At 47.8% G+C, this 21017-nt stretch carries 18 protein-coding genes, 1 pseudogene and 1 other annotated feature; of the genes and pseudogenes, 8 read left to right on the top strand and 11 right to left on the bottom strand.

Features of this window, described 5'->3' with window-relative positions; genetic code table 11:
* Positions 1–96: 96 nt before the first annotated feature.
* Positions 97–768, bottom strand: a complete 672-nt coding sequence (locus J7E85_RS17735; protein WP_215159975.1) for a TetR/AcrR family transcriptional regulator — start codon at positions 766–768, stop codon at positions 97–99.
* A gap of 142 nt (positions 769–910) precedes the next feature.
* Here J7E85_RS17735 and J7E85_RS34870 point away from each other — a divergent pair.
* Together J7E85_RS34870 and J7E85_RS34865 are read left to right on the top strand one after the other, a co-directional pair.
* Positions 911–1343 (top strand): annotated as a pseudogene (locus J7E85_RS34870) (SDR family NAD(P)-dependent oxidoreductase); the annotation flags it as partial.
* Positions 1344–1358: 15 nt separating this feature from the next.
* A complete protein-coding gene (locus tag J7E85_RS34865) occupies positions 1359–1661 on the top strand; it encodes a Rossmann-fold NAD(P)-binding domain-containing protein (RefSeq protein WP_353049527.1) in 303 nt (100 codons plus the stop codon).
* Between the two features lie 56 nt (positions 1662–1717).
* On the opposite strand, the gene J7E85_RS17725 is transcribed toward J7E85_RS34865, so the two are convergent.
* The 4 genes from J7E85_RS17725 to J7E85_RS17710 form a co-directional block, all read right to left on the bottom strand.
* Entirely contained in the window at positions 1718–2881 is a 1164-nt protein-coding gene (locus tag J7E85_RS17725; protein WP_215159973.1) for an MFS transporter, read from the bottom strand.
* Positions 2882–3354: 473 nt separating this feature from the next.
* A complete protein-coding gene (locus J7E85_RS17720) occupies positions 3355–4917 on the bottom strand; it encodes a 2-isopropylmalate synthase (RefSeq protein WP_215159971.1) in 1563 nt (520 codons plus the stop codon).
* A 102-nt stretch (positions 4918–5019) separates the two neighbouring features.
* Positions 5020–5250 (bottom strand) — a binding site (T-box leader).
* An 81-nt stretch (positions 5251–5331) separates the two neighbouring features.
* Positions 5332–6402: a bifunctional 3-deoxy-7-phosphoheptulonate synthase/chorismate mutase gene (locus J7E85_RS17715; protein WP_215159969.1), complete on the bottom strand. Its 1071-nt coding sequence runs from the start codon at positions 6400–6402 to the stop codon at positions 5332–5334.
* Between the two features lie 426 nt (positions 6403–6828).
* The gene (locus J7E85_RS17710) at positions 6829–8034 is read right to left on the bottom strand and encodes a DUF418 domain-containing protein (RefSeq protein WP_215159967.1); all 1206 of its coding nucleotides are present in this window, start codon (positions 8032–8034) and stop codon (positions 6829–6831) included.
* Positions 8035–8431: 397 nt separating this feature from the next.
* Here J7E85_RS17710 and J7E85_RS17705 point away from each other — a divergent pair, with 397 nt between their 5' ends.
* Together J7E85_RS17705 and J7E85_RS17700 are read left to right on the top strand one after the other, a co-directional pair.
* Positions 8432–9121 carry a response regulator transcription factor gene (locus J7E85_RS17705; protein ID WP_215159965.1) on the top strand — a complete coding sequence of 230 codons (690 nt, stop codon included), beginning with the start codon at positions 8432–8434 and terminating at the stop codon, positions 9119–9121.
* A complete protein-coding gene (locus J7E85_RS17700; RefSeq protein WP_215159963.1) occupies positions 9118–10575 on the top strand; it encodes a HAMP domain-containing sensor histidine kinase in 1458 nt (485 codons plus the stop codon). Before J7E85_RS17705 ends, J7E85_RS17700 begins: the two co-directional genes overlap by 4 nt.
* Before the next feature lie 64 nt (positions 10576–10639).
* On the opposite strand, the gene J7E85_RS17695 is transcribed toward J7E85_RS17700, so the two are convergent.
* Both J7E85_RS17695 and J7E85_RS17690 read right to left on the bottom strand, forming a co-directional pair.
* Positions 10640–11596 (bottom strand): 3'-5' exoribonuclease YhaM family protein, encoded by a 957-nt coding sequence (locus J7E85_RS17695; RefSeq protein WP_215159961.1) that lies wholly within the window; start codon positions 11594–11596, stop codon positions 10640–10642.
* 202 nt (positions 11597–11798) lie between these two features.
* Positions 11799–12719: an aldo/keto reductase gene (locus J7E85_RS17690; protein ID WP_215159959.1), complete on the bottom strand. Its 921-nt coding sequence runs from the start codon at positions 12717–12719 to the stop codon at positions 11799–11801.
* Between the two features lie 214 nt (positions 12720–12933).
* Between J7E85_RS17690 and mgtE the strand changes: the two genes are divergently transcribed.
* On the top strand, positions 12934–14289 hold the full coding sequence (mgtE, locus tag J7E85_RS17685; RefSeq protein ID WP_215159956.1) for a magnesium transporter: 1356 nt from the start codon (positions 12934–12936) through the stop codon (positions 14287–14289).
* A 106-nt stretch (positions 14290–14395) separates the two neighbouring features.
* Here mgtE and J7E85_RS17680 read toward each other — a convergent pair whose 3' ends face one another.
* A complete protein-coding gene (locus J7E85_RS17680; RefSeq protein ID WP_215159955.1) occupies positions 14396–14791 on the bottom strand; it encodes a YmaF family protein in 396 nt (131 codons plus the stop codon).
* A 19-nt stretch (positions 14792–14810) separates the two neighbouring features.
* Positions 14811–15572 (bottom strand): DUF2935 domain-containing protein, encoded by a 762-nt coding sequence (locus J7E85_RS17675; RefSeq protein ID WP_251035806.1) that lies wholly within the window; start codon positions 15570–15572, stop codon positions 14811–14813.
* A 437-nt stretch (positions 15573–16009) separates the two neighbouring features.
* Between J7E85_RS17675 and J7E85_RS17670 the strand changes: the two genes are divergently transcribed.
* Complete coding sequence (locus J7E85_RS17670) at positions 16010–16672, top strand: CatB-related O-acetyltransferase (RefSeq protein WP_215159951.1); 663 nt, start codon at positions 16010–16012, stop codon at positions 16670–16672.
* Between the two features lie 268 nt (positions 16673–16940).
* Complete coding sequence (locus J7E85_RS17665; RefSeq protein ID WP_215159950.1) at positions 16941–18017, top strand: SDR family oxidoreductase; 1077 nt, start codon at positions 16941–16943, stop codon at positions 18015–18017.
* A 56-nt stretch (positions 18018–18073) separates the two neighbouring features.
* Here the strand turns inward: J7E85_RS17665 and J7E85_RS17660 are convergent, their stop codons facing one another.
* Positions 18074–18448: a winged helix-turn-helix transcriptional regulator gene (locus tag J7E85_RS17660; RefSeq protein ID WP_215159948.1), complete on the bottom strand. Its 375-nt coding sequence runs from the start codon at positions 18446–18448 to the stop codon at positions 18074–18076.
* A 34-nt stretch (positions 18449–18482) separates the two neighbouring features.
* The gene (locus J7E85_RS17655) at positions 18483–19832 is read right to left on the bottom strand and encodes an aminotransferase-like domain-containing protein (RefSeq protein WP_215159946.1); all 1350 of its coding nucleotides are present in this window, start codon (positions 19830–19832) and stop codon (positions 18483–18485) included.
* Positions 19833–20001: 169 nt separating this feature from the next.
* On the opposite strand from J7E85_RS17655, the gene J7E85_RS17650 reads away from it, so the two are divergent.
* A complete protein-coding gene (locus tag J7E85_RS17650) occupies positions 20002–20985 on the top strand; it encodes a glycoside hydrolase family 43 protein (RefSeq protein ID WP_215159943.1) in 984 nt (327 codons plus the stop codon).
* Positions 20986–21017 lie beyond the last annotated feature (32 nt).

Below are 21017 nucleotides of genomic sequence, written 5' to 3'. Positions count from 1 at the left end.
CTCAACCGGCTAAAGCCTAAATAAAAAAACGGCATTTCTGCCGTTTAGCCGTGGAGCTCATTTCAAATGGTTGTTTATCCAGTCCAACATGGGTTCCTATGATATCATCTGCAAGATTTGCATGATCTCCTGCTCCATTTTCGCATCCCGCACGGAATCGAGATGTTCTGGCTGGAACAGCTGGTATTTTTTTAACTGGTAAAAATCCATCAGCGCCTGTTTTAACGTGAGATCATACTGGATCGAGAATAGCGGGTCCAAAATACGACGGAGAACCGCATCGTCCTGAACCATGAACAACGCCGCGTTCATCCGATTAAATATGCCCTGGTCCATTCCGGCTTCGAAGAATGCCTCGAGATTTTTGTTGCGGGTTTGCTGGGCTGCCCACAGTCGGTCAAATAACTGCGGATAGGACTCTTTAAGATCCTGCAGGAAAAGATCCGACACGTAAATCACGCATCTCAGAGACTGCTCGTACGTTTTCTGAAAGCGATCGGCAAAAAGAATCTTCTCATCCTGAACCATGAAATCTGCCCGAAGCAGATAGTCGATGTAATGCTCAACCACCACCTGAATGACATCATCTCTGGAAGAAAAATGCTTATACAGCGTTACTTTACTGATGTCCATATGATGTGCAATATCATCTATTTTCAATTGGCTGAACTTCGTTTTTCTCAGTACAGGCTTTATCTTCTCAATATATTGTTCTATACTTACCGCCTTTTTCACCTCTAGAACTCCCCCTCCCGTTCTACTCTTCATTATAACGCATGAAAGAGATCCATAACCATTTGAATTATATTTATTAACTTTATTAACTTTACTAATTTAATTAATTTAGTTTACTTTGTTTAATATCCGTTGTATAATTTCCTTGCAAGTGAGAATTGAGGAGGAATAAGCCATGAGAACAATTTTAATTACAGGCGCTTCTTCAGGAATCGGAAGAGGAACCGCACAGTATTTTTGGGAGCGAGGCTGGAATGTCATCGCAACCATGCGTTCGCCGGAGAACGAAATGGAGTTCATTCAAAGAAAGCGTATGCTCGTTACAAGACTGGATGTTGTGCGTAAGGAAACAATTGAAGCATCCGTCGCTGAGGGGATTCGGCAATTCGGTAAAATCGATGTGCTGCTGAACAATGCAGGCTACGCAGCCATTGGCGCATTTGAAGCCGCGACGGATGAACAGATAAGAAAGCAGTTTGATGTCAACGTATTTGGTATCCTCCAGACAACCCAAGCCATACAGAGTAGCCTTTCCTCTCCTGTCTTTATACCATGCGAGCAAGTGGGCTATAGAAGGGTTCTCGGAGTCCTTGTTTTATGAGCTGGCTGCACAGAATATTAAGGTGAAAGTTGTAGAGCCCGGAAACGTTGCGACAGACTTTACCGGACGTTCATTGGATCTGTTATCAGATCCTTCGCTTGATGCTTATGCAGCGTATACGAAAACGGTCATGCAAAAACAAATGGCCAGCTTCGACAACGTCTCCACACCGGAGTTAATCGCGGAAACCATTTACGAAGCAGCTACAGATGCATCCTCCCGTTTCCGCTATTTATCCGGAGCAGATGCTCATTTCTTGATGGATTTGCGAAGCAAGGCCTCGGAGGAGGAGTTTATGGCGGGGATCACTCAGCAGTTCAGCTGAAAATTAGAAACCACCAGCTCCCGTTATAATCGGAGCTGGTGGTTTCAGGTGATCCATCATTGATCGGATGACAGAGACTGTGCCTTTCTTCCACCTCGCGCGGCTGGCAGCAGGGACAGCAGGCCGAGAACAGCCAGCAGTGCGCCAACCCACAGAGGCGATGCCAAGCCATAACCGGCATCAATCGTCATCCCTCCCATGGAGGAACCAACAACAACGCCGAGGCTGATAACGGACCCATGCACCGTCGTAACAAGCGATCCCGTATCGGCAATCCGGGTGACCCGGCTCGCCATGGCCGGGTTCATGGGCACACCCGCCAAACCTACGATCACAACCGCAATCATAGCGATCGCCTGGCTGTGCACAAACAATCCGAATACCACTAAAGCCGCGGCTAGAGCGACCAACCCAATGGTGAGGATCTGCATCATATAATGATCCGCCAGCCTGCCGGTGACCATGTTGCCAAGCACCGTTGCCACGCCGTAAACGCCAAGCAGGATCGGAACCGCCTGAGCGCCAAAGCCGGCAAGATCGGTTAAGATCGGCGAGAAATAACTGAATGCAGCAAAGGTAGCTCCGATAATCAGCATGCTAGTAGCATATGCAGCCCATAAATGGCGATTCTTGAAGGCGACAAACTCTCCCCGGATGCCGGCCGATTCAGGTCTGGGTAACGACGGGATCGTAAACTGCCCTACCAAACCGGATACCGACACCAGAACCACCACGGCCCAGAAGCTGGCACGCCAACCGAGCAGTTGCTCGATCCACATCGCCAGCGGAAGTCCGATCGCCGTTGCAACCATTAAACCGCCGAGGACGATCGACGCCGCCCTTCCACGCGACTCCGGACCGACGAGGGAAAAGCAAATCGCAAGCGATACGCCGAACGCCGCCGCAGAGGAGATGCCCGTGATCACTCTGGCCACCATCATTACTTCATATGTGGACGCGACAGCGCCCAGCGTCTGACCGACAAGGAAGATGGCAGCCAAGATCATAAAAGCCAGTTTGCGCGGCACCTTCAAAAGCCCCACCGTCAGCAGCGGTCCTCCTATAATCATGCCGACAGCATAAGCGGTAATGAGATAACCGATGGCTGCAACCGAAACGCCGAATTCTGCTGAAAGCGAAGGCATAATGCCTGCTACCATAAACTCAGAGGTCGTCATCGAGAAGATCATTAAACCTAATATATAAATGGAAAATGGCAATGGGAACAACTCCTATCATAATGATTTAATAGTTTTGTAACTTTTGGTACAAAAGTAAGCGCAATAACTCCAACCATCTATAGCTGGATTTTCGCTTTCACATAAAACATTTTTTACTATTCAGTACAAAAATATTCAAAAAAATCATGCCTCTCTAAATTACTACATATCGTAACGTACCATTTCGTCGTTGCAACAACATGCCCCTGCATACTCTTCTCAAGGTGATTGGCTCCTTTCCTAAGGCTTCCAGCTCATTATATACATTTTGTAACGTTCGGTCAATAAGTGTTGTTCGTTCCAAATGTTATCCTTTACGGACGGCCAAATACCCCACTTCTACATTAGAAATAGCATGGGGTACTTAGCTCCGCAACAGCTTTATGTTGCCTTAATGACTTGCCCATTAGTGAACGTACCGAGCTTCCTTAGCTTATCAAATCAACCATCAACGATCCCAATGACGGCATTAATTATAATTCTCTTGCCGGCTCTTGCACCTGCGTATCGTGGCTGGTATCAAGCAATACCGCGTTAATCCCGTTAAGAAAAGCCAACGCGCTCGCCTTAATAATATCCGTATCCATCGCGCGCCCGGAATAGATTTTGCCCTGATATTCGATTCGAATGTTTACCCGGCCGATGGCTTCTTTTCCTCTGGACAGACTGTTGATTTTGTAATCCTTTAACTGTACGTCCAAACCGACCAACGCTTTCATGGCGCTGTACAACGCATCAATTGGGCCATCCCCCACCATGCTGTCCCTGAACGTCTCACTGCCTTTTTTCAGCTTCACGGTTGCCGTCGGATACAGATCATTGGTCACAACCTGGAACGAATCCAGCTCATACAGATGACTGCTGACTTCTTCATGGGTACGATGCTGGGTCACCAGATAAAAAACGTCATGATCATATACTTCCTTCTTAGCATCGGCAAGCTGCAGGAATTTCTCAAACAGCGCTTCAAAATCTTCGCCTTCGCCTGTCTCGAAGCCAAGCTTCTCCACTGCATTCTTGAACGCATGTCTTCCGGATCGCGCAGTCAGGATCAACTCCATGCTGTCAGCGCCAACTTCCTCCGGCGACATAATTTCGTAAACCTGCTTATCCTTAAGCAATCCATCCTGATGGATGCCGGAAGAGTGCGCAAAGGCATTCTCGCCCGTAATCGCCTTATTCACCTGCACATCCAGGCCCGTCAAATGCGTCAGCAGCCTGGAGGTTCTAATCAGCTCCTTGAGCCGGATATTGGTGGAGGCCTTAAAGTGATTCTCCCGGACTTTGAGTCCCATGACCACTTCTTCAAGCGACGTATTGCCTGCGCGCTCCCCTAAACCATTGATCGTACATTCTACTTTTTGAGCGCCGTTTCTCACTGCGCTGAGCGTATTCGCCGTAGCAAGCCCAAGATCGTTATGGCAGTGAACGCTGAGAATAACCTGGTCGTTCAGATTCTTCAGGCGCTCGTTGATTTTGCGGATCAATTCGCCAAACTCATCCGGAACGGCATAACCGACCGTATCCGGCACGTTAATCATCGTTGCTCCGGCCTTCACGACGGCTTCGATCGTTGTCCACAGATATTCAAAATCGGACCTGGATGCATCCTCGGTTGAATACTGTACATGAGGCAGCAGCGTTTTGGCATACTTCACCGCATCAACACCCATTTGGAGCACCGCATCCTTGGAGCGGTTGAATTTCTTCTCCACATGAATGTTCGAGGTGCCGAGTACGATATGAATCAGCGGATTTTGCGCAAGCTTAATGCTTTCATATACGGCATCGATATCGCCCTTCACCGCGCGTGCAAGTGCGGTGATCGAGACACTATCGCCTACGGTTCGGGCGATTTCCTGAACCGCTTGAAAATCCCCTGCCGAAGACGCGGGAAAACCCGCCTCGATAATATCGACGTTCAGCCGCTTTAGCTGCTGCGCAAACTCGATCTTTTGCTGTACGTTCAGTTTCGCGCCCGGAACCTGCTCTCCGTCGCGCAAAGTCGTGTCCAATACGATAATGTTACGTTCCATCTGATATTCCTCCTCGATAATCGATCGTTCATTTTCGTTCATTTATATCAAGCGGGGTTGGTTAAACCCGGAATTTAACCAACAAAAAACCCCGCCTCTACGTATAGAGGCGGGGTTGGACCCGCGGTACCACTCTAATTCATTTTTATGCAAAATGATCTTCTTCGATGGCCATCACCATCTATCCCTATAACGGTGGAACTCCGGCTAACCCTACATGATCAGGCAGCTGTTCATAGACGAGTTCAAAGGGAACGACATTACCGTTTCACACCTGCCAACGGCTCTCTGAAAAGTCATTACGCTTTTACTATTTCTAATCAAAACATTTCGATATGAATTTTGATAACTATCTTAAGGAAAGAGAAGCGTTTTGTCAACCCTTTATCTTCCAAAAGCAAAAGAACGCATGGGTTACAGCAATCCGGACTTCTTCACATTCGCCAGGAAATCATGGAATTCCGGAATATTCAGCTGCTGCGCTGCATCGGACAACGCCGTAGCCGGATCGGGATGAACTTCAACCATCACGCCGTCTGCCCCAGCAGCGAGAGCCGCTCTGGCACAAGGGGCCAGGATGTCCTTACGGCCTGTGGAATGGGTCACGTCCACCAGTACTGGAAGATGTGTTTCCTGTTTCAGAATCGGAACCGCCGAGATGTCCAAGGTGTTTCTTGTCGCCTTCTCGTACGTCCGAATGCCGCGTTCAATCAGCATCACTTGCGTATTGCCACGGGACACGATGTATTCCGCAGCGTGCACGAACTCATCGATCGTAGCTGCAAGACCGCGTTTCAACAGCACCGGGGTCTGAACATCCCCCGCCGCTTTTAACAGCTCAAAATTCTGCATGTTCCGCGCGCCGATCTGAATGACGTCAATGTATTCGCACGCAAGCTCGATATGCGCAGGATCCACGATTTCGCTGATCGTCTTCAGGCCGAACTCGGACGCCACTTCCTTCAAAATTTTCAGGCCTTCAATGCCCAAGCCCTGAAAATCGTAAGGCGATGTTCTCGGTTTGAACGCGCCGCCGCGCATGACGGTTATGCCCGCTTCCTTAAGGGCAGCCGCAACCTGGCGTACTTGCTCATAACTCTCAACCGAGCATGGTCCTGCGATCATGACCGGCGTGCCACCACCAATGATGGTGCTGCCCAGTTGAATCAGTGTATCCTCCTGTTTCTTCTTCCGACTCACCAGCAAATGCTTCTTGTGATCGACTTGCTGCAGCTTCAAGGATGCCTGGAAAATCTGTTTAAATAAATGACGCACGGTTTCATTATCGAAAGGACCTTGGTTATGCTCCACCAGAGTGTCCAACATTTTTTTCTCACGTACCGGATCAAAATCAGGCACTCCCTGCTTTTGCTTCTCCTGACCGATCTCCTGGGCGATTCGCGCCCGCTCCGACAACAGCTCCAGCAGCTGAAGATTAACGGCATCAAGCTCCGATCTTAATTGTTCCAAACGTCCTTGACTCATCTGAAATCTCTCCCTCACCTATTTTTCTAGTTTATAAAAACAAAAAGACCCCCCGCCCGGAAAGGGACGAGGAGTCGTGGTACCACCCTTATTAGATATGCCGAAAAAAGCAAACACATCTCACTTGAACCTCTTAACGCAAGGGTTACGGGTAAACCTACCATCCGCACAGAACATGCAGATTATCAGCATACCAGCTCCGGAATGAACTTCAGCGGAGAACCTTCGCCCGGGCGCTCTCAGTCGGTGGCAGCCCTTTCCTGTCAGGAACGTTCTTTCGCTTACTCTTTCCATCATCGCTTGTTTTAACATATCGTGTTCGTTAATTAAGAAGCATTGTAATACAGCCCGGATTGAAATTGCAAGAGTTTTATTTAAAGCTTGGGTGCTTTGATGCAGTGAAGTTTTATAAAAGCGGGCTTCATGTCAGAGACGAACATTCACCTTCTGCCCCTGTTTCACCGGATTTCCCCAATACGTAAACAGGCGCCAAATGTATTCGAATGGTCCGATCGGAAGCCGTTTTAACCAGACTCTGCTGAAGATCGCTTGCAGAGCAAAAATGACGACAACCATCACCATCTGCCAGATCGGTTCGATCGTTCCGTACCACCCTAATCCGTAGCTGTAAAAGATCAATCCGCACAGGATCGATTGAAGCAAATAGTTGGTGAAGGCCATTTTTCCGGGATAAGAAAATAAATCCAGCACCTTCTGCCACGATGTATTCTGGTATAAAAGTGCAAACACGCCGATATAGCCCAGGGCCAAGAGTAGTGCCCCAACGAATAAGGCTACTGCCTCGCCCCAGGATGGAAGTCCATCCGCTAGCGACATCACGAGTTGAAGGACAAGACCCAAACTTCCGCCAATGACGACCAATTTGATGATCCCCTTCCGGTGCTTCTGGACCTCGTGCAAAATACGGCGCTTGCAGAAGTAGGCACCCATCAGGAACATCCCTAATACTTGCGGGTAGAAGACCACCATATTCAAAATGGAGCTGATGTAATCATTCAGCCGCTGAGCGATGATCTGGGTCATCGTCCCCTCTCCGTATATCGCTGCATCCCGCTCCTGGAAATAGATCCCCATCTGATGCGCATCCGCCTGACTCAACGACTCAAAGACCTGTCCGGCCGAAGAGCTCAGCAGACTTGCTCCTGTCAGCAGGACGGGAACGAGCAGCAGCAGGGACAGTGACCAGATCAGCAGCGTTCTCGGCTTGCAGCGCTGAAACAGCATCAGCAGAAAACCCATGAGTGCATAGTGGGTCAGAACGTCTCCGTACCAAATCAGAATGCCATGAATCAGACCGATCAGAAGCAAAGCCGTTAACCTGCGAGTATAGATACGGTTAAAGCTTCGGCCTTTGGCCTGACTGCTCTCCTGTAACAACACCATACCAAAACCAAACAGGAAAGAGAAAATCAAAATAAATTTGCCGTCAATTACAATGCCGCGCAACAGCATCAGGACTTCATTGTACCAGCCTGACCATAATTCGACCCCGAACGAAATCGTTTGAAGCGATGTTGTAAAAAACGTAATGTTAACCAAAAAGATGCCTAATAATGCAAATCCCCTCAAGCTGTCAATGAGCCTTATTCTTGGCTGTGAATTCGTTGCCATCATCGTACCTCCTTATCATTGTGCCTTCAGGTTAAGGTACAATCATAAAGAAAGGATAAAGAAACTTATATTGAACTGTAAGTATTCAGTAGCTTAAGCATCACTGCGCATGCGGATCATTCTTCCGGTCGCTGTTGCCCCCAGATTTCTATCTATCCATTAAAGAATGGTTGAAATCCGGATGCAGTGTTTGCTTCCAATGCCAGCTTTCCTTTGGAAAGCTTTCAGGCGACCGCTGCCGCTTCTCCAGAACGATTCCGCCTGCTCCGTTGAAGGTTGGGCAATTATAAACTTCAAGTAATCTTACTTACTTTCTTTATTCATTCTTTAGAAATGACGTGTACACTAACTAGATAGACCCTTTTTTAATAGCTATTTTTCGGAGGATGTAATAAATATGGCAAATGAAACGATCCTATTGGTGGATGACGAGGAGGAAATCCTTGCTTTTATACAAGACGCGCTGGAACTGGAAGGCTATCACGTACTGACTGCCGGAAGTGGACGGGAGGCGCTAATCCAGAGCGAGCAGCAGCCGTCCCTGATCATCCTCGATGTGATGATGCCCGAGATGAACGGCATTGAGGTCTGCGAGCAGCTTAGGGAAAGGACGCAGTGTCCCATTGTGTTCTTGAGTGCTTGCCAAAGTGAAATGGACCGGATTCGAGGGCTCGCTGCTGGCGGGGACGATTATCTGCTCAAGCCCTTTAGCCTCGCGGAATTGAAAGCCAGAATCCATGCCCATCTGCGGCGAGAACAGAGAATCCACGCGCAAAAAGAACAAGGCGTCCTGCGATTCCAATCCCTGATGATTGATTGCAAGGGACATGCCGTTACCTGCAGCGGGCACAACATCGCTCTTACAAATAAGGAGTATCAGATCGTAGAACTGCTGGCGATGCATCAGGGGCAGGTCTTTTCCAGAGAACAGATTTACGAGAAGTTATGGGGGTTTGACGCTGAGGGGGACGACGCTACCATTACCGAGCATATCAAGAAAATCCGGGCCAAGCTGGCCGCCCACGCCAAGGACCGCAGCTATATTCAAACCGTATGGGGCATTGGCTACAAGTGGGATCCCAAATGATGAAACAGCGTTCCATCAAAAACACGTTCGCCCGCCATTTCGTCTCCATTCTGGCCTGCAGCTTGCTGGCTACGCTTGTAACCTGGGGACTGCTCGTCATGCTGCTTGGGTACTTGTTCAACCATGACATCGTGCTCCCGGCGAATCATTACGAAGCTCAGATCCCTGTTATTTCGGAGTACGCGGTAGACCGGGGCGATTCTGTCATGAGCATGCAAGGACAAGCCGAATTGGAAAAGGTGATCCCCTCGCAGGGCATGTCCTACCTGGTTGTATCCCTTACCGGCCAACCCTTATATGGTGATCTTACTCTAAAAGAATCGCTTAGCCGGCAAAAGATACTGGCACGCTTGAACCAGACGCGCAGCAGCATGAATCAAGTCGTTAAATACATTCCGGTTGTCTCCAGTGACGGAGATCTTGCAGGAGCTCTTCTGCTTGGATATAACCTGAAGGTGACGGCAGCCAATCCGGCGCTGAATCCCTGGCTAACCTCTGGGACCCTGGCCTTTGTTCTGACGCCTTTTCTGTATATCATCTTGTTCACTCTGATATTCGGAAGGCGATTCAGCCGCAAGATCAGCACCCCGCTGCAGCAGCTTCTGCAAGGAGCCGAACAGATTAAAGAGCGAAATTTACACTTTTCCATGACAGGGACATCATCCATAACGGAAGTTAATCAGCTTACGAATGCTTTTGAGGACATGCGTCAGGAGCTGGAGCAATCCATCGAGCGGGAATGGAGATTGGAGCAGGATAGAAGCACCATGTTTGCGGCTCTCGCTCACGACCTTCGGACACCGCTTACGATTATTCAAGGACATGTTGAGGGCTTGGAGCAGATGAACGGGGAGTCTTATGAAGCTAAACGATCGCAATATCTGCAAGTCATCAAACGCAACACGACACGTGCTTCGAAACTCCTTCAGGATATGAACACCATCGCAGAAATTGAAAAGGTATCTTTTCGGCTTCAACCGCTTCCCGTGGATATCGAAGAATTAGCGGATGATAAAACCATGGAATATGCCGCTTTATGCAGCAATAAGAACATAACCTTCCATATAGAGATCAATGATAAACGAATGAACAAGAAGCCCGTCATCCTGGATCCCTATCGCATCATGCAGGTTCTGGATAATCTCGTTTCGAACAGCATTCGATATACCCCTGAAGCCGGACAGATTCTATGGAGGATCGAAATCACCGAGCAGCAGGTGATGATGGCTGTGACGGATAATGGAGCAGGCTTTGGGCAGCAGCAAGATCTGCAGCAGGTATTTAAGCAGTTTTATCAAGGGGATCATCCTTCCTCCAGACAAAAAGGGCATTCCGGTCTGGGGCTGTATATCGCCAAACTTCTCATTCAGCACCATGGAGGGCATATTTCTGCCGAGAACACCCCACCTCGCGGGGCGACGGTGCGGTTTACCCTACCGATCCAAGCATCATAAGCTTCCCCAAGCACCATAAAGAGGCATCCTTCACGATCCAATGGATCGGGGGATGCCTCAATTGTTATACCTTCAACCGATAAATCGCCTTATTATCGAGTCCGCGGATCATCGGTGTCCATGGCTCCGTTTCAAGCGTCGTATCCAGGGCATCCTCTACCATCTGCAGCTTGGCATCCAGCAGGTCGATATGGTGCAGCGCAACGGCTTCAGCCGTTTGCGGCTGAACCGGGCTCCCCCACTCTCCCAGGTTATGATGGGAAAGTACGAGATGCTGCAATCCCAGTATCACTTCGGATTCTAGCGCGATGTCATTCTGAATGGCGGCTTCCACGATCCAGTTGGATGCCAGGGCGATATGTCCGATCAGTTTTCCCTGGTTGCTGTAGTCCGTAACGATGCCCATCTGGGCGATCATTTCTTCCGGCTTCGCGATATCATGAAGGATAATGCCGGCCTTGATCAAATCCGGATTCAGAAACGGCCGCTGCTTGCAGATGAAATCGCCTATCTCCAGCATGCGGACAATATGATAGGCAAGTCCGGCAAAGTAAGCATGATGATAGGTTTTGGCAGCCGGATAATGCATCAGTTTCTCTTCCACCTTCGACACACAATACTGCACGATGCTTCGTACCTGCGGCTCCGTAATCTCATTCATCGTAAGTTTGATCGTATGTAACAGATCCACGGGACGGATTGGCGCAGCCCTCACAAAATCGGTCAAGGAAACGCCATCCTCATCCGTTGTCTTACGGATTCGGCTGATTTTGACTTGAAGCTGATCCCGGTAGCTCAGCACGGTTCCCTGGATTTTGACTAATTGCATCGGCAGGAACGTTTCTTTATCCTGAATGGTCACATCCCAGTACTTGGCCGAAATCTGGCCGCTCGCATCCGAGAGAATAATGTCAAAATAATCTTTCGGTGGCGTGCCGTTGGTCTGTCTCATATTTAATTCTTTCAGCAAGTAAAATCCAACAAAATCATCTTGAACGCTAAGTTTATTAATCGGTTTCATCTGGTTCCTCCCACGATCTTCATTCCATAAAACTACTCTATCATATTTATAACCTATTACTAAATACGATTCCCAATTTGTCATGAAAGTTCATAATCTAACGAAAAAAAACCACTTAGCAAAGTGGCTTTTTACGATTTTTATATTATACATGCCTAGATTCAAAGCCGCTGATCATGACCGTTCGGCCATTATAAGCGTTTTATTCCCTCCACGAACCCGGATGGTCGTCCTGGACCAGATCCAGCTCCACGGCTCTTGCGTTCATCTCCACCTGCTCGACGCTCTTGCAGCCGGGAATGACACAGCTGACCGCAGGATGCTTCAAACACCAGGCCAGCGCCCATTCAGCCATATTCACGCCCTCCGGCACTTCGTTCTGCTTAATCTCTTCAACAAGCTTCAGCTTGGCATTAATCTCGTCCTGGTCACGGTTCTTGCGCACTTTATCGCTGAAGACCGTCCCCGGCTTATACTTTCCGCTTAAATACCCGCTCGCAAGCGGAACTCGCGCCAATACGCCAAGATCCTGCTTCATGCATGAAGGAAGAACCTCTTCCTCCGGAGCTTGGTCCAGACGGTTATACACGACCTGAATGGCTTTGGCATTAACCTCCGCAGCCTTGTCGGTTTGATAAATATTTTTGTTGCTACCAATGGAAATGCCCAGATTACGGATGGTTCCCGCCTGAACCTGCTTGTCCAGCATCGTCCACATATCATCATTGTTGAACACTTCATCCGAGCCGGAATGGAATTGATACAGGTCGATGTAATCGGTACGAAGCGCTTTAAGTGATTCCTCCAGCTGAATTCGGATCTGCTTCGCATCCCAAGCGTTCTCCCATTGCTCATGCCATCGATGACCAAACTTCGAGGCAATGACCCAATCCTCGCGGCGGCCGCGCGACAAGAAATCGCCGATGAAATTCTCGGACATATGATGAGGCCCATAACATTCGGCTGTATCGAGCAGATTAATGCCAAGTTCCTTCGCATGCGTTAAGATGGCATCAACTTCCTTTTGATTGAAATCCTTCCCCCAATCACCGCCAAACTGCCAGGTTCCCACACCGACAACCGATACTTTCAGATCCGTTTTCCCGAGACGTCTGTACTTCATATATTCACTCCTACTCGTAGATTTGTGCGCCTATATCTTATTTGAAATTGCAACCGTTTGCAACTCTTGCTGCAGACTCTTTTTTTCGTCTATAGACCTTATTTTCATTCACTTGCCGTATCCTGACTGTTTAATAACAAGTCGTTATGGTGAACCCTATAATACGTAAACATTTTGCTATAATAGAACGGAATCAGAAAGGAGGATTGTCGGCGTGAATACTCGGACACTGGAGCAATGGATGCCGGACATTATAGAGAGCCTGAAAGCAAAAACACCAAATGACTTTCAGCGAATGATCGATGAATTTCTGCCTTATGACCTGGCCAGAATACATAGCCATCTCAGCGATACAGACCAAACCCGATTTCTGCAGTTTCTGAACGAGGAACAGCTGGCCGATATGATTCAGGAAATGGAGCATGACCAGCAAATCGAGGTTTTGGGTAAACTGGGCAAAGAAAAAACAGCCATCATCCTGGACTTGATGGATAACGACGACCTCGCCATTCTGCTTGACGAGCTGTCTCCCGAGCAGAAAGACGAATTCCTCAAGGGAATGCGGGACGAGGAATCCCAATTTGTCCAGAACCTGATGAAATACCCGCCGGAAACTGCGGGCCGAATCATGACGAACCGTTATGTGTGGATTCCCCAGCATTACACCGTATCGGAGGTAGTCCAGAAGCTGAAAACCTACGTCTCCATTTCAGAAACGATCAACTATCTGTACGTCATTGACCAAGACAAAAAGCTGATGGGCGTGGTGTCCTACCGCGGACTCATTTTGGCTGAGCCGGATGAATATATGGTGGATATCATGCACAGCCGGGTTCTGTCCGTACCTGTGGATGCCGATCAGGAGGAAGTCGCCCAGATTATCCAAAAATACGATCTCGTCGCCATCCCCGTTGTTGAACAGGATAACAGGCTTGTAGGCATCATTACGGTTGACGATATTCTCGACGTCGTCATCAAGGAAGCCGATGAGGATATTCGCAAAATGAACGCCACCGGGGGCAAATCCATCGACTTCAACACCAAAGCAACCGTTGCCGCCTTTCGAAGATTGCCATGGCTAATCTTGCTCTTATTCATCGGTCTGATCTCGGGAACGATCATTTCCAGATTTGAAGAGACGCTGTCACAGGTTGTGGCGCTAGCCTTCTTCATGCCCATGATTGCAGGAATGACCGGCAATACCGGTACACAGTCGCTTGCTGTCATTGTACGCGGCCTGACCACGAAAGAAATGACGAAGTCGCTGGTGTACCGACTGTTAGCGAGAGAGCTAAAGGTCGGCTTGATGATCGGGGTCACATGCGGCATCCTGATATCCTTGATCGCATACTTCTGGCAGGGCAATCTCTATCTGGGGTTTGTGGTCGGAAGCTCGTTGATTGCAACCCTCATTGTGGGAACCATGGCAGGTACCATCATTCCGCTCATTCTATTCAAATTCAAAATTGATCCGGCAGTAGCCTCGGGGCCGTTAATTACAACCATTAACGATATCCTATCGCTTGTCATCTACTTTGGTATCGCCACCCTGTTTCTTTCTTACATCTAGTCGTTTTTTTGCGAGATATATTCCTTTACTTTAAAAAGACTTCCGGCTTACGCTTACGAACCGGAAGTCTTTTTTGGACTCTGCCAAAGCAAGGATCTCCATTGGCTCAAGAACCTGCTTGTTCATTACCCGTGTTTCCACTATACCGATGAGCATGTGGAATCCTGCCATCTACTGTGGTATAGCCTTCAAAATAATGATAGTGCCCGCCGCCTGCCAAGGGAATGGCGGGGCCAGTTGTTCCTCTAATCATGTGCTTGTGTTGGTCATTAAATGATGTTTGGGCATGATAATTATGGACGTGTGGAACGCCACTTGGAGCTGGTTCAGTTACACCCACGTAATGGTGGAAATGTCCAACATCAAAGGATGTATCTCCTTTAAAGGGATGAACATGAACATTAACGGGTCTTCCATCCCAAGATGTAAGAAAGAGTTGATGCGAGTGTTCCGAATCGGAGTCATTGGAATGAACAATAAAACCGGTTATTGGTATTTCCATCAAATAAACCTCCCTTTTCTTAATGCATGATTTCTTTCTTGTTAACCTTCATGCCAGACAATGACCGATCGAACATGTCAAGGATAAATAAGAATCGTTCAGCCTCACGAAAAACGTGATCTGCTAATAAGGGATGAATGATACTTTTGATTCGACACTCCTCGATCAAGTCGCGTGCAGTCTTCTTAAAATCTCGTAATGATTTGACTGAAACGCGGTTTTCATCAACAAATTGACTTAGTAATGGATGGGTTTGCGATTGTGGACGCATGGAACTTAAGTCAATGGCTTGATACATCAGCGTATCAAAATCTTGGCTAAACTCCCTTGCTTGTTCCACTAATTTCCGCTCCGATGGATCAAGCAGATGACCTATAAATTTTGCATGGTCAGCCATGATTTTCAGGAAAAAGACATTTTCATCGATAATCGCATCAGGTAATGGTTCAAGTCTTCCGTTATTAAGTTCCTCCAGCCGATTCTTAAAGTAATTTGCTTCTCGGCTAATATGATCTACAAGCAGAGGGAAATTTGTTCCTCCAGGAAGCTGGCACCGCAGTATAAGCCCAAGCACCTTTCTCTTAAACGCCCAAATGTGTGCAGCCGCATTGTGAACTTCTGAATTAAACTGTCGAATCGTTTGTGGATCCGTATCTGCACGATATGAATGTGATCTTCTTTCAATCTCTTCAAAGATTGCATGAAATTGATTAGCCTCATTAATTAACTGCGTGTCTTCACATCTAAATCCTAGCCGCAGAAAAAAGGAATGTTCTTTCATAATGCGTGACCAAAAACGTATTTCGTCTAATGATCGAACTACAAAAGGATCTGACAAACCATATCCCACCCTTCCGCACACTTAAAGACAACCATCTTTATTGACTTGATAGCAAAGTATATGGAGAAGGCATGTTTCAATATGCTGTCGAAAAATAAAAAAATCAAGATCCATTAGATTTAAATTAAAAAAGCCTCTCTGGCAAGTTGCCATCTGAGACAAGAAAATGAGCAGGCGTAATGAATGAGCCAAAAATTCACTGTATATTCAAACTGCGTGTTTGACGAAAAGATAATACGTTTGTTACAATCTCACCAACAAACAGGAAAAGGATGAGGACGATGGTTCGTCGTTTGAAAAGGTTTAAGAATGTAGCTATTGCACTAAGCTTCTGAGTAAATCATGATTTATTCTACTTAGAAGCGAGGAGAAAAAGAATGAAACAACATTCGTTTGAACACTGGTCCGAAATTAAGTATTTAAAGGATATTGTCACCAACCCCATGATTCAAGTAGGGGAATACTCTTACTATTCTGGTTATTACGATCATCATGATTTTGAAGATGGGTGTGTTAGATACCTATGGGGAGATGAAAAATCCAGAAGGTTGTTTAACCCCATCGAAGACCATGGTTGGCATATAGATAAATTGATTATTGGAAACTACGTATGCATTGCAAGTGGTGTAGTTATTTTAATGGGTGGAAATCACAATCATCATCCTGAATGGATAACCGTATATCCGTTTGTGGAGCAGATTGAAACTTCTTACCTACCAAAAGGCGATACAGTCATCGAAAGTGATGCCTGGATTGGAATGAATGCCATGATTATGCCAGGTGTGACCATAGGCGAAGGCGCCATTGTAGCGGCTGGTTCGGTAGTTGCAAAAGATGTCCCACCATATACTATCGTAGGCGGTAACCCTGCTAAAGAGATAAGGAAACGCTTTGCGGAAGAAGAAATTGAAAAGTTAAAGGAAATGCGATGGTTTGATTGGAAGCGCGAGAAAATTGAACGGGTCAGTCATATCTTGTCCAGTTGTTCCGTTAATCAATTATATGACTTTTATCAAAAAGAAATAAAACCATACGTTTAATTTCAGATCTTCTCATAGAAAAAACTAATAGTTTAAAAAGCAATAGTCCCTTCTTGGAATTCAAGAAGGGACTATTTTTCTCTAGCCCGATCCTCAAAGTTTTGTTTATCATTCAAAACTAGCTTCGTATCCCCTTAGATTTATGTGGTTGGCATTGCTTAAACATTACCAAAAAGTAACTAGGTCACTTCAAAGTGCGTACTTCTCAAGCCGAACCCTAACGTGCAAAATGACATTAATCAAGAACATGTCGTTAGGAGATGAATTTATGAATACGGATCAACATTCACATTATTCGCAAAAGACGGCTTTGGTTGTAGGAGCAAACGGGGTGATCGGCCGCAACCTCATCGAATACCTTGCGACGCTTCCCGATTGGGATATTATTGGTGTATCGCGCCGAGGCGGGGAATCAACGAACCGAGTTCGTTATATATCAGCCGACCTGCTTGATCGCGAGGATACGATCGCCAAATTAAGTCACTTAACGGAAGTGACGCACATCTTCTATGCGGCCTATCAGGACCGGCCAACGTGGGCCGAGCTCGTTGCACCGAATCTGGCGATGCTCGTCCATGTAGTGGAAGCTATCGAGCCGATTGCTCCCAATTTGCAGCATGTCAGCCTGATGCAGGGCTACAAGGTATACGGTGCTCATCTCGGTCCATTCAAGACGCCAGCACGGGAGTCGGATGCCAGCCATATGCCGCCAGAGTTCAATATCGATCAGCAGAACTTCCTCGAGGAACGGCAGCAAGGCAAAGCTTGGACCTGGTCAGCCCTGCGTCCATCCGTTGTCAGCGGCTTCGCCCTTGGAAACCCGATGAATCTGGCGATGGTCATTGCCGTCTATGCCTCGATTTCGAAAGAGCTCGGCATCCCGCTGCGTTTTCCAGGTAAGCCGGGGGCCTATCACAGCCTGCTGGAGATGACCGATGCCGATCTGCTCGCGAAGGCTACAGTATGGGCAGCAACCGATAAACGATGCGCCAATCAAGCATTTAACATCACGAACGGGGACCTGTTCCGTTGGAACGAGTTATGGCCGAAGATTGCGAAATACTTTGACATGGAAACCGCGCCGCCCTTGCAGATGAATCTGGAAACGGTCATGGCGGATAAAGAGCCGGTCTGGAATCGTATGGTTGAGCAGCATGGACTTGCGGAGCATACGTATCAAGAGGTTTCCTCCTGGAAGTTCGGTGATTTTGTGTTCTCCTGGGATTATGATTTCTTTGCTGACGGTTCGAAGGCCCGCCGCTTCGGATTTCATGAGTATGTCGATACAGAGGCCATGTTCATAAACATCTTTGACGAGCTCCGGCGGCGTAAAGTCATTCCATAAGGATAGAAGAGCCGACTTTATGGATTCAAAGTCGGCTCTTTCATTTACTATACCTTTTAATGCGGATCCTCCAATGCCGGCTTCTCCAGCACCATGGCGGATTCGCCATACTTCCGTTCGATATGCGTATCTCCCCATCTGCACATCAGATGAAGAATTTCCTTTAAGCTCCAGCCATACTCGGTCAATTCATACTCCACCTTGGGCGGAACTTGATTATACGTCTTGCGTAATATAATGCCCTCCTCTTCCAGCTCCCGCAGATGCTGTGTCAGCATTTTTTGCGTGATCTTGGGAATCAGGCTTAAAAATTCGCTGTTGCGTCTTTTACCGAAGGTAAGATGAAATAGAATGACCGGTTTCCACTTTCCGCCGATGACCTGCAGCGTAGCTTCGACCGCGGTGTTGTATACTTTTTCCTTATGCTCCATGAAAAGCCTCGCTCCTTCGTTCCACGATATGGCATTACCAGTGATTTCCGACCTCTCGCTTTACTTCTTCCACTATAACACGAACCCCTTCCTCGATCTGTTCCAATCGCGCTCTGGAAATACTGATACGTATAAACTTCTCGCGCATAAGGTAGTCGGACAGATAAAACAGCTTGCCGGACACCACATGAACGTTCCGCTCTTGCAGCCGCCTGATCAATCGCTCCAGGTTAACGGTCTGCGGCAGCTTAAACAGTTTATATATGCCGCCGTCGCCGGGCATGGCTTCAATGAATCCGGTTCCCTCGTACCGTTGCAAAGCGGCATTCAGGGCTTGCATTCGGGTTTCATACTGGCTATAAATCTTCTGTTTGTGCCGCTCGTACATCCCGTTGCTGATATAAATTTCGAGCGCCGCTTGGGACAGCAGCGACGTATCCCCATAACTACTGTGGGCATTAAACGTTTGGAGCAAATGTTCCGGCAGGACGACGGCTCCCAGGCGCAATCCGGGGAAAATAATCTTCGAGAAGCTCTTCAAATACACGACATGCGAAGTTCGGTTGTAGGCATAGATGGGATCGTATCCCCGCTCCTCGCCGAGATCAGCCATATAATCGTCTTCCACAATGTAGACATTATATTTCGCCGCCAGGTTAGCAATGGCCTTCCTCTGCTCTGCACTGTAGGAGGTGCCCAGCGGATTATGATATCTTGACATCGTATAGAAAAATTTAATATGTCCGGATCGGAAATGCCCCTCCAGAGCCTGCAGGTCGATTCCCGCTGCCGTGCGGGTTATTCCGATAACGGGTACTCCTTCACTCTCCAACAACTGCAAGTAGTTATTGTAGCTTGGCTGTTCGACCAGAATGGCGGAATGTCCGCTGGGAAACGGCATTTTTGTCAAAATCTCAAGTGCCTGCTGGGCGCCCGCCGTAATCACGATCCTCTCCGCGGCAGTGAACACTTGAGCTCCTGCCAAATGGGAGACCAGGGTATGGCGCAGTTTCTCCATCCCTTGCGGATCGCCATAGGTAAACAGTTCATATTTATAGGTATCAATCGCCTTGTTCAGGCAATGCTGAAAATCCAGATACGGGAATACATTCACATCCGGAGAGGCCGAAGAGAAATCGATCATGGTGCTGACACTCGCGTCTTCTTCCTCTTTCGGACGGTCGACCACATAATATCCGCTCTGGGATACGGAATATATCGCATGTCGTTTCTCAAGCTCGGCGTAGGCTCGCAGCACGGTGCTGACACTGCATCCGTACGTGAGCGCAGCACTCCGTACGGAAGGCAGCTTCTGCCCGGGACGGTATTGTCCTTCCGAGATTTTGGATTCCATATCCGAGAGGATGGACAAGTATTTTCTCATCATGCACCTCCTGTCATTTCTATGCTTGATTATATCCGACCGAGCCTCAATCTAAAAAGATCTAATATTTTTAGGTGAAAAACCTAATTTTATTAGGTTTTTTGGGAGGAAAGCGTCTGATAGAATAAATACAAGCGCTTACAATGCAACGATTCAAGGAGGAAACGTGATGACCAAACCCGTACAGCCTAATGAACCGATCGTAACCCATATCTATACCGCGGACCCTTCCGCCCACGTATTCGAGGGTAAAATTTATATTTATCCATCCCATGATCTGGACCACGAGAATACCTCCAATGATAACGGCGACCAGTATGACATGGAAGATTACCATATTCTATCAATGGATGATGTGAATGCTCCATGCGTAGACCATGGCGAAGCCCTTCATGTAAAAGATGTTCCATGGGCGAAAAAGCAAATGTGGGCACCGGATGCTGCCTTCAAGAACGATACTTACTATTTATACTTCCCTGCCAGGGATCATGACGATATTTTCCGTCTTGGCGTAGCGACAAGCTCGTCCCCTTCCGGCCCCTTTAAGCCGGAGCCTCATTACATCCCGGGCAGCTACAGCATTGACCCTGCCGTATTCGTGGACGACGATAACCGGGCCTATATTTACTTCGGCGGCCTCTGGGGCGGACAACTGGAACAATGGCAGACCGGATCGCATATTCCGGATGCGGAAGGACCTGCCGCAGATGCACCTGCCATCGGACCGCGGGTCGCTGAGCTGAGCGACGACATGCTTACTTTCAAGGAGGCGCCCCAAGAAATATCCATCGTCGATGACAAGGGCAACCCCATTGTTGCAGGGGATGAAGAGCGAAGATATTTTGAAGGACCTTGGGTTCATAAATACAACGGAACCTACTATCTTTCTTATTCTACCGGTTCAACACACAAAATCGTCTACGGCACGAGTCAAAGTCCAACGGGTCCTTTCGAGTTCAAAGGCACAATTCTAACCCCCGTTATCGGCTGGACGACCCATCACTCCATCGTTCAGTTCCAGGATAAGTGGTACCTCTTCTACCATGATAGCTCCCTCTCCGGGGGAGCGGACAACAAACGCAGCGTCAAATTCACCGAGCTGACCTACCATGAGGACGGCACCATTCAAACGATTGATCCGTACGGCAAATAAGGCATGCCAAGCTGAATTCCACGATGATGGAG

Origin of the sequence: Paenibacillus sp. ISL-20 (assembly GCF_018613005.1) — a bacterium.
GTDB lineage: Bacteria > Bacillota > Bacilli > Paenibacillales > Paenibacillaceae > Paenibacillus_AQ.
This window is presented reverse-complemented; position numbering and strand designations above follow the sequence as displayed.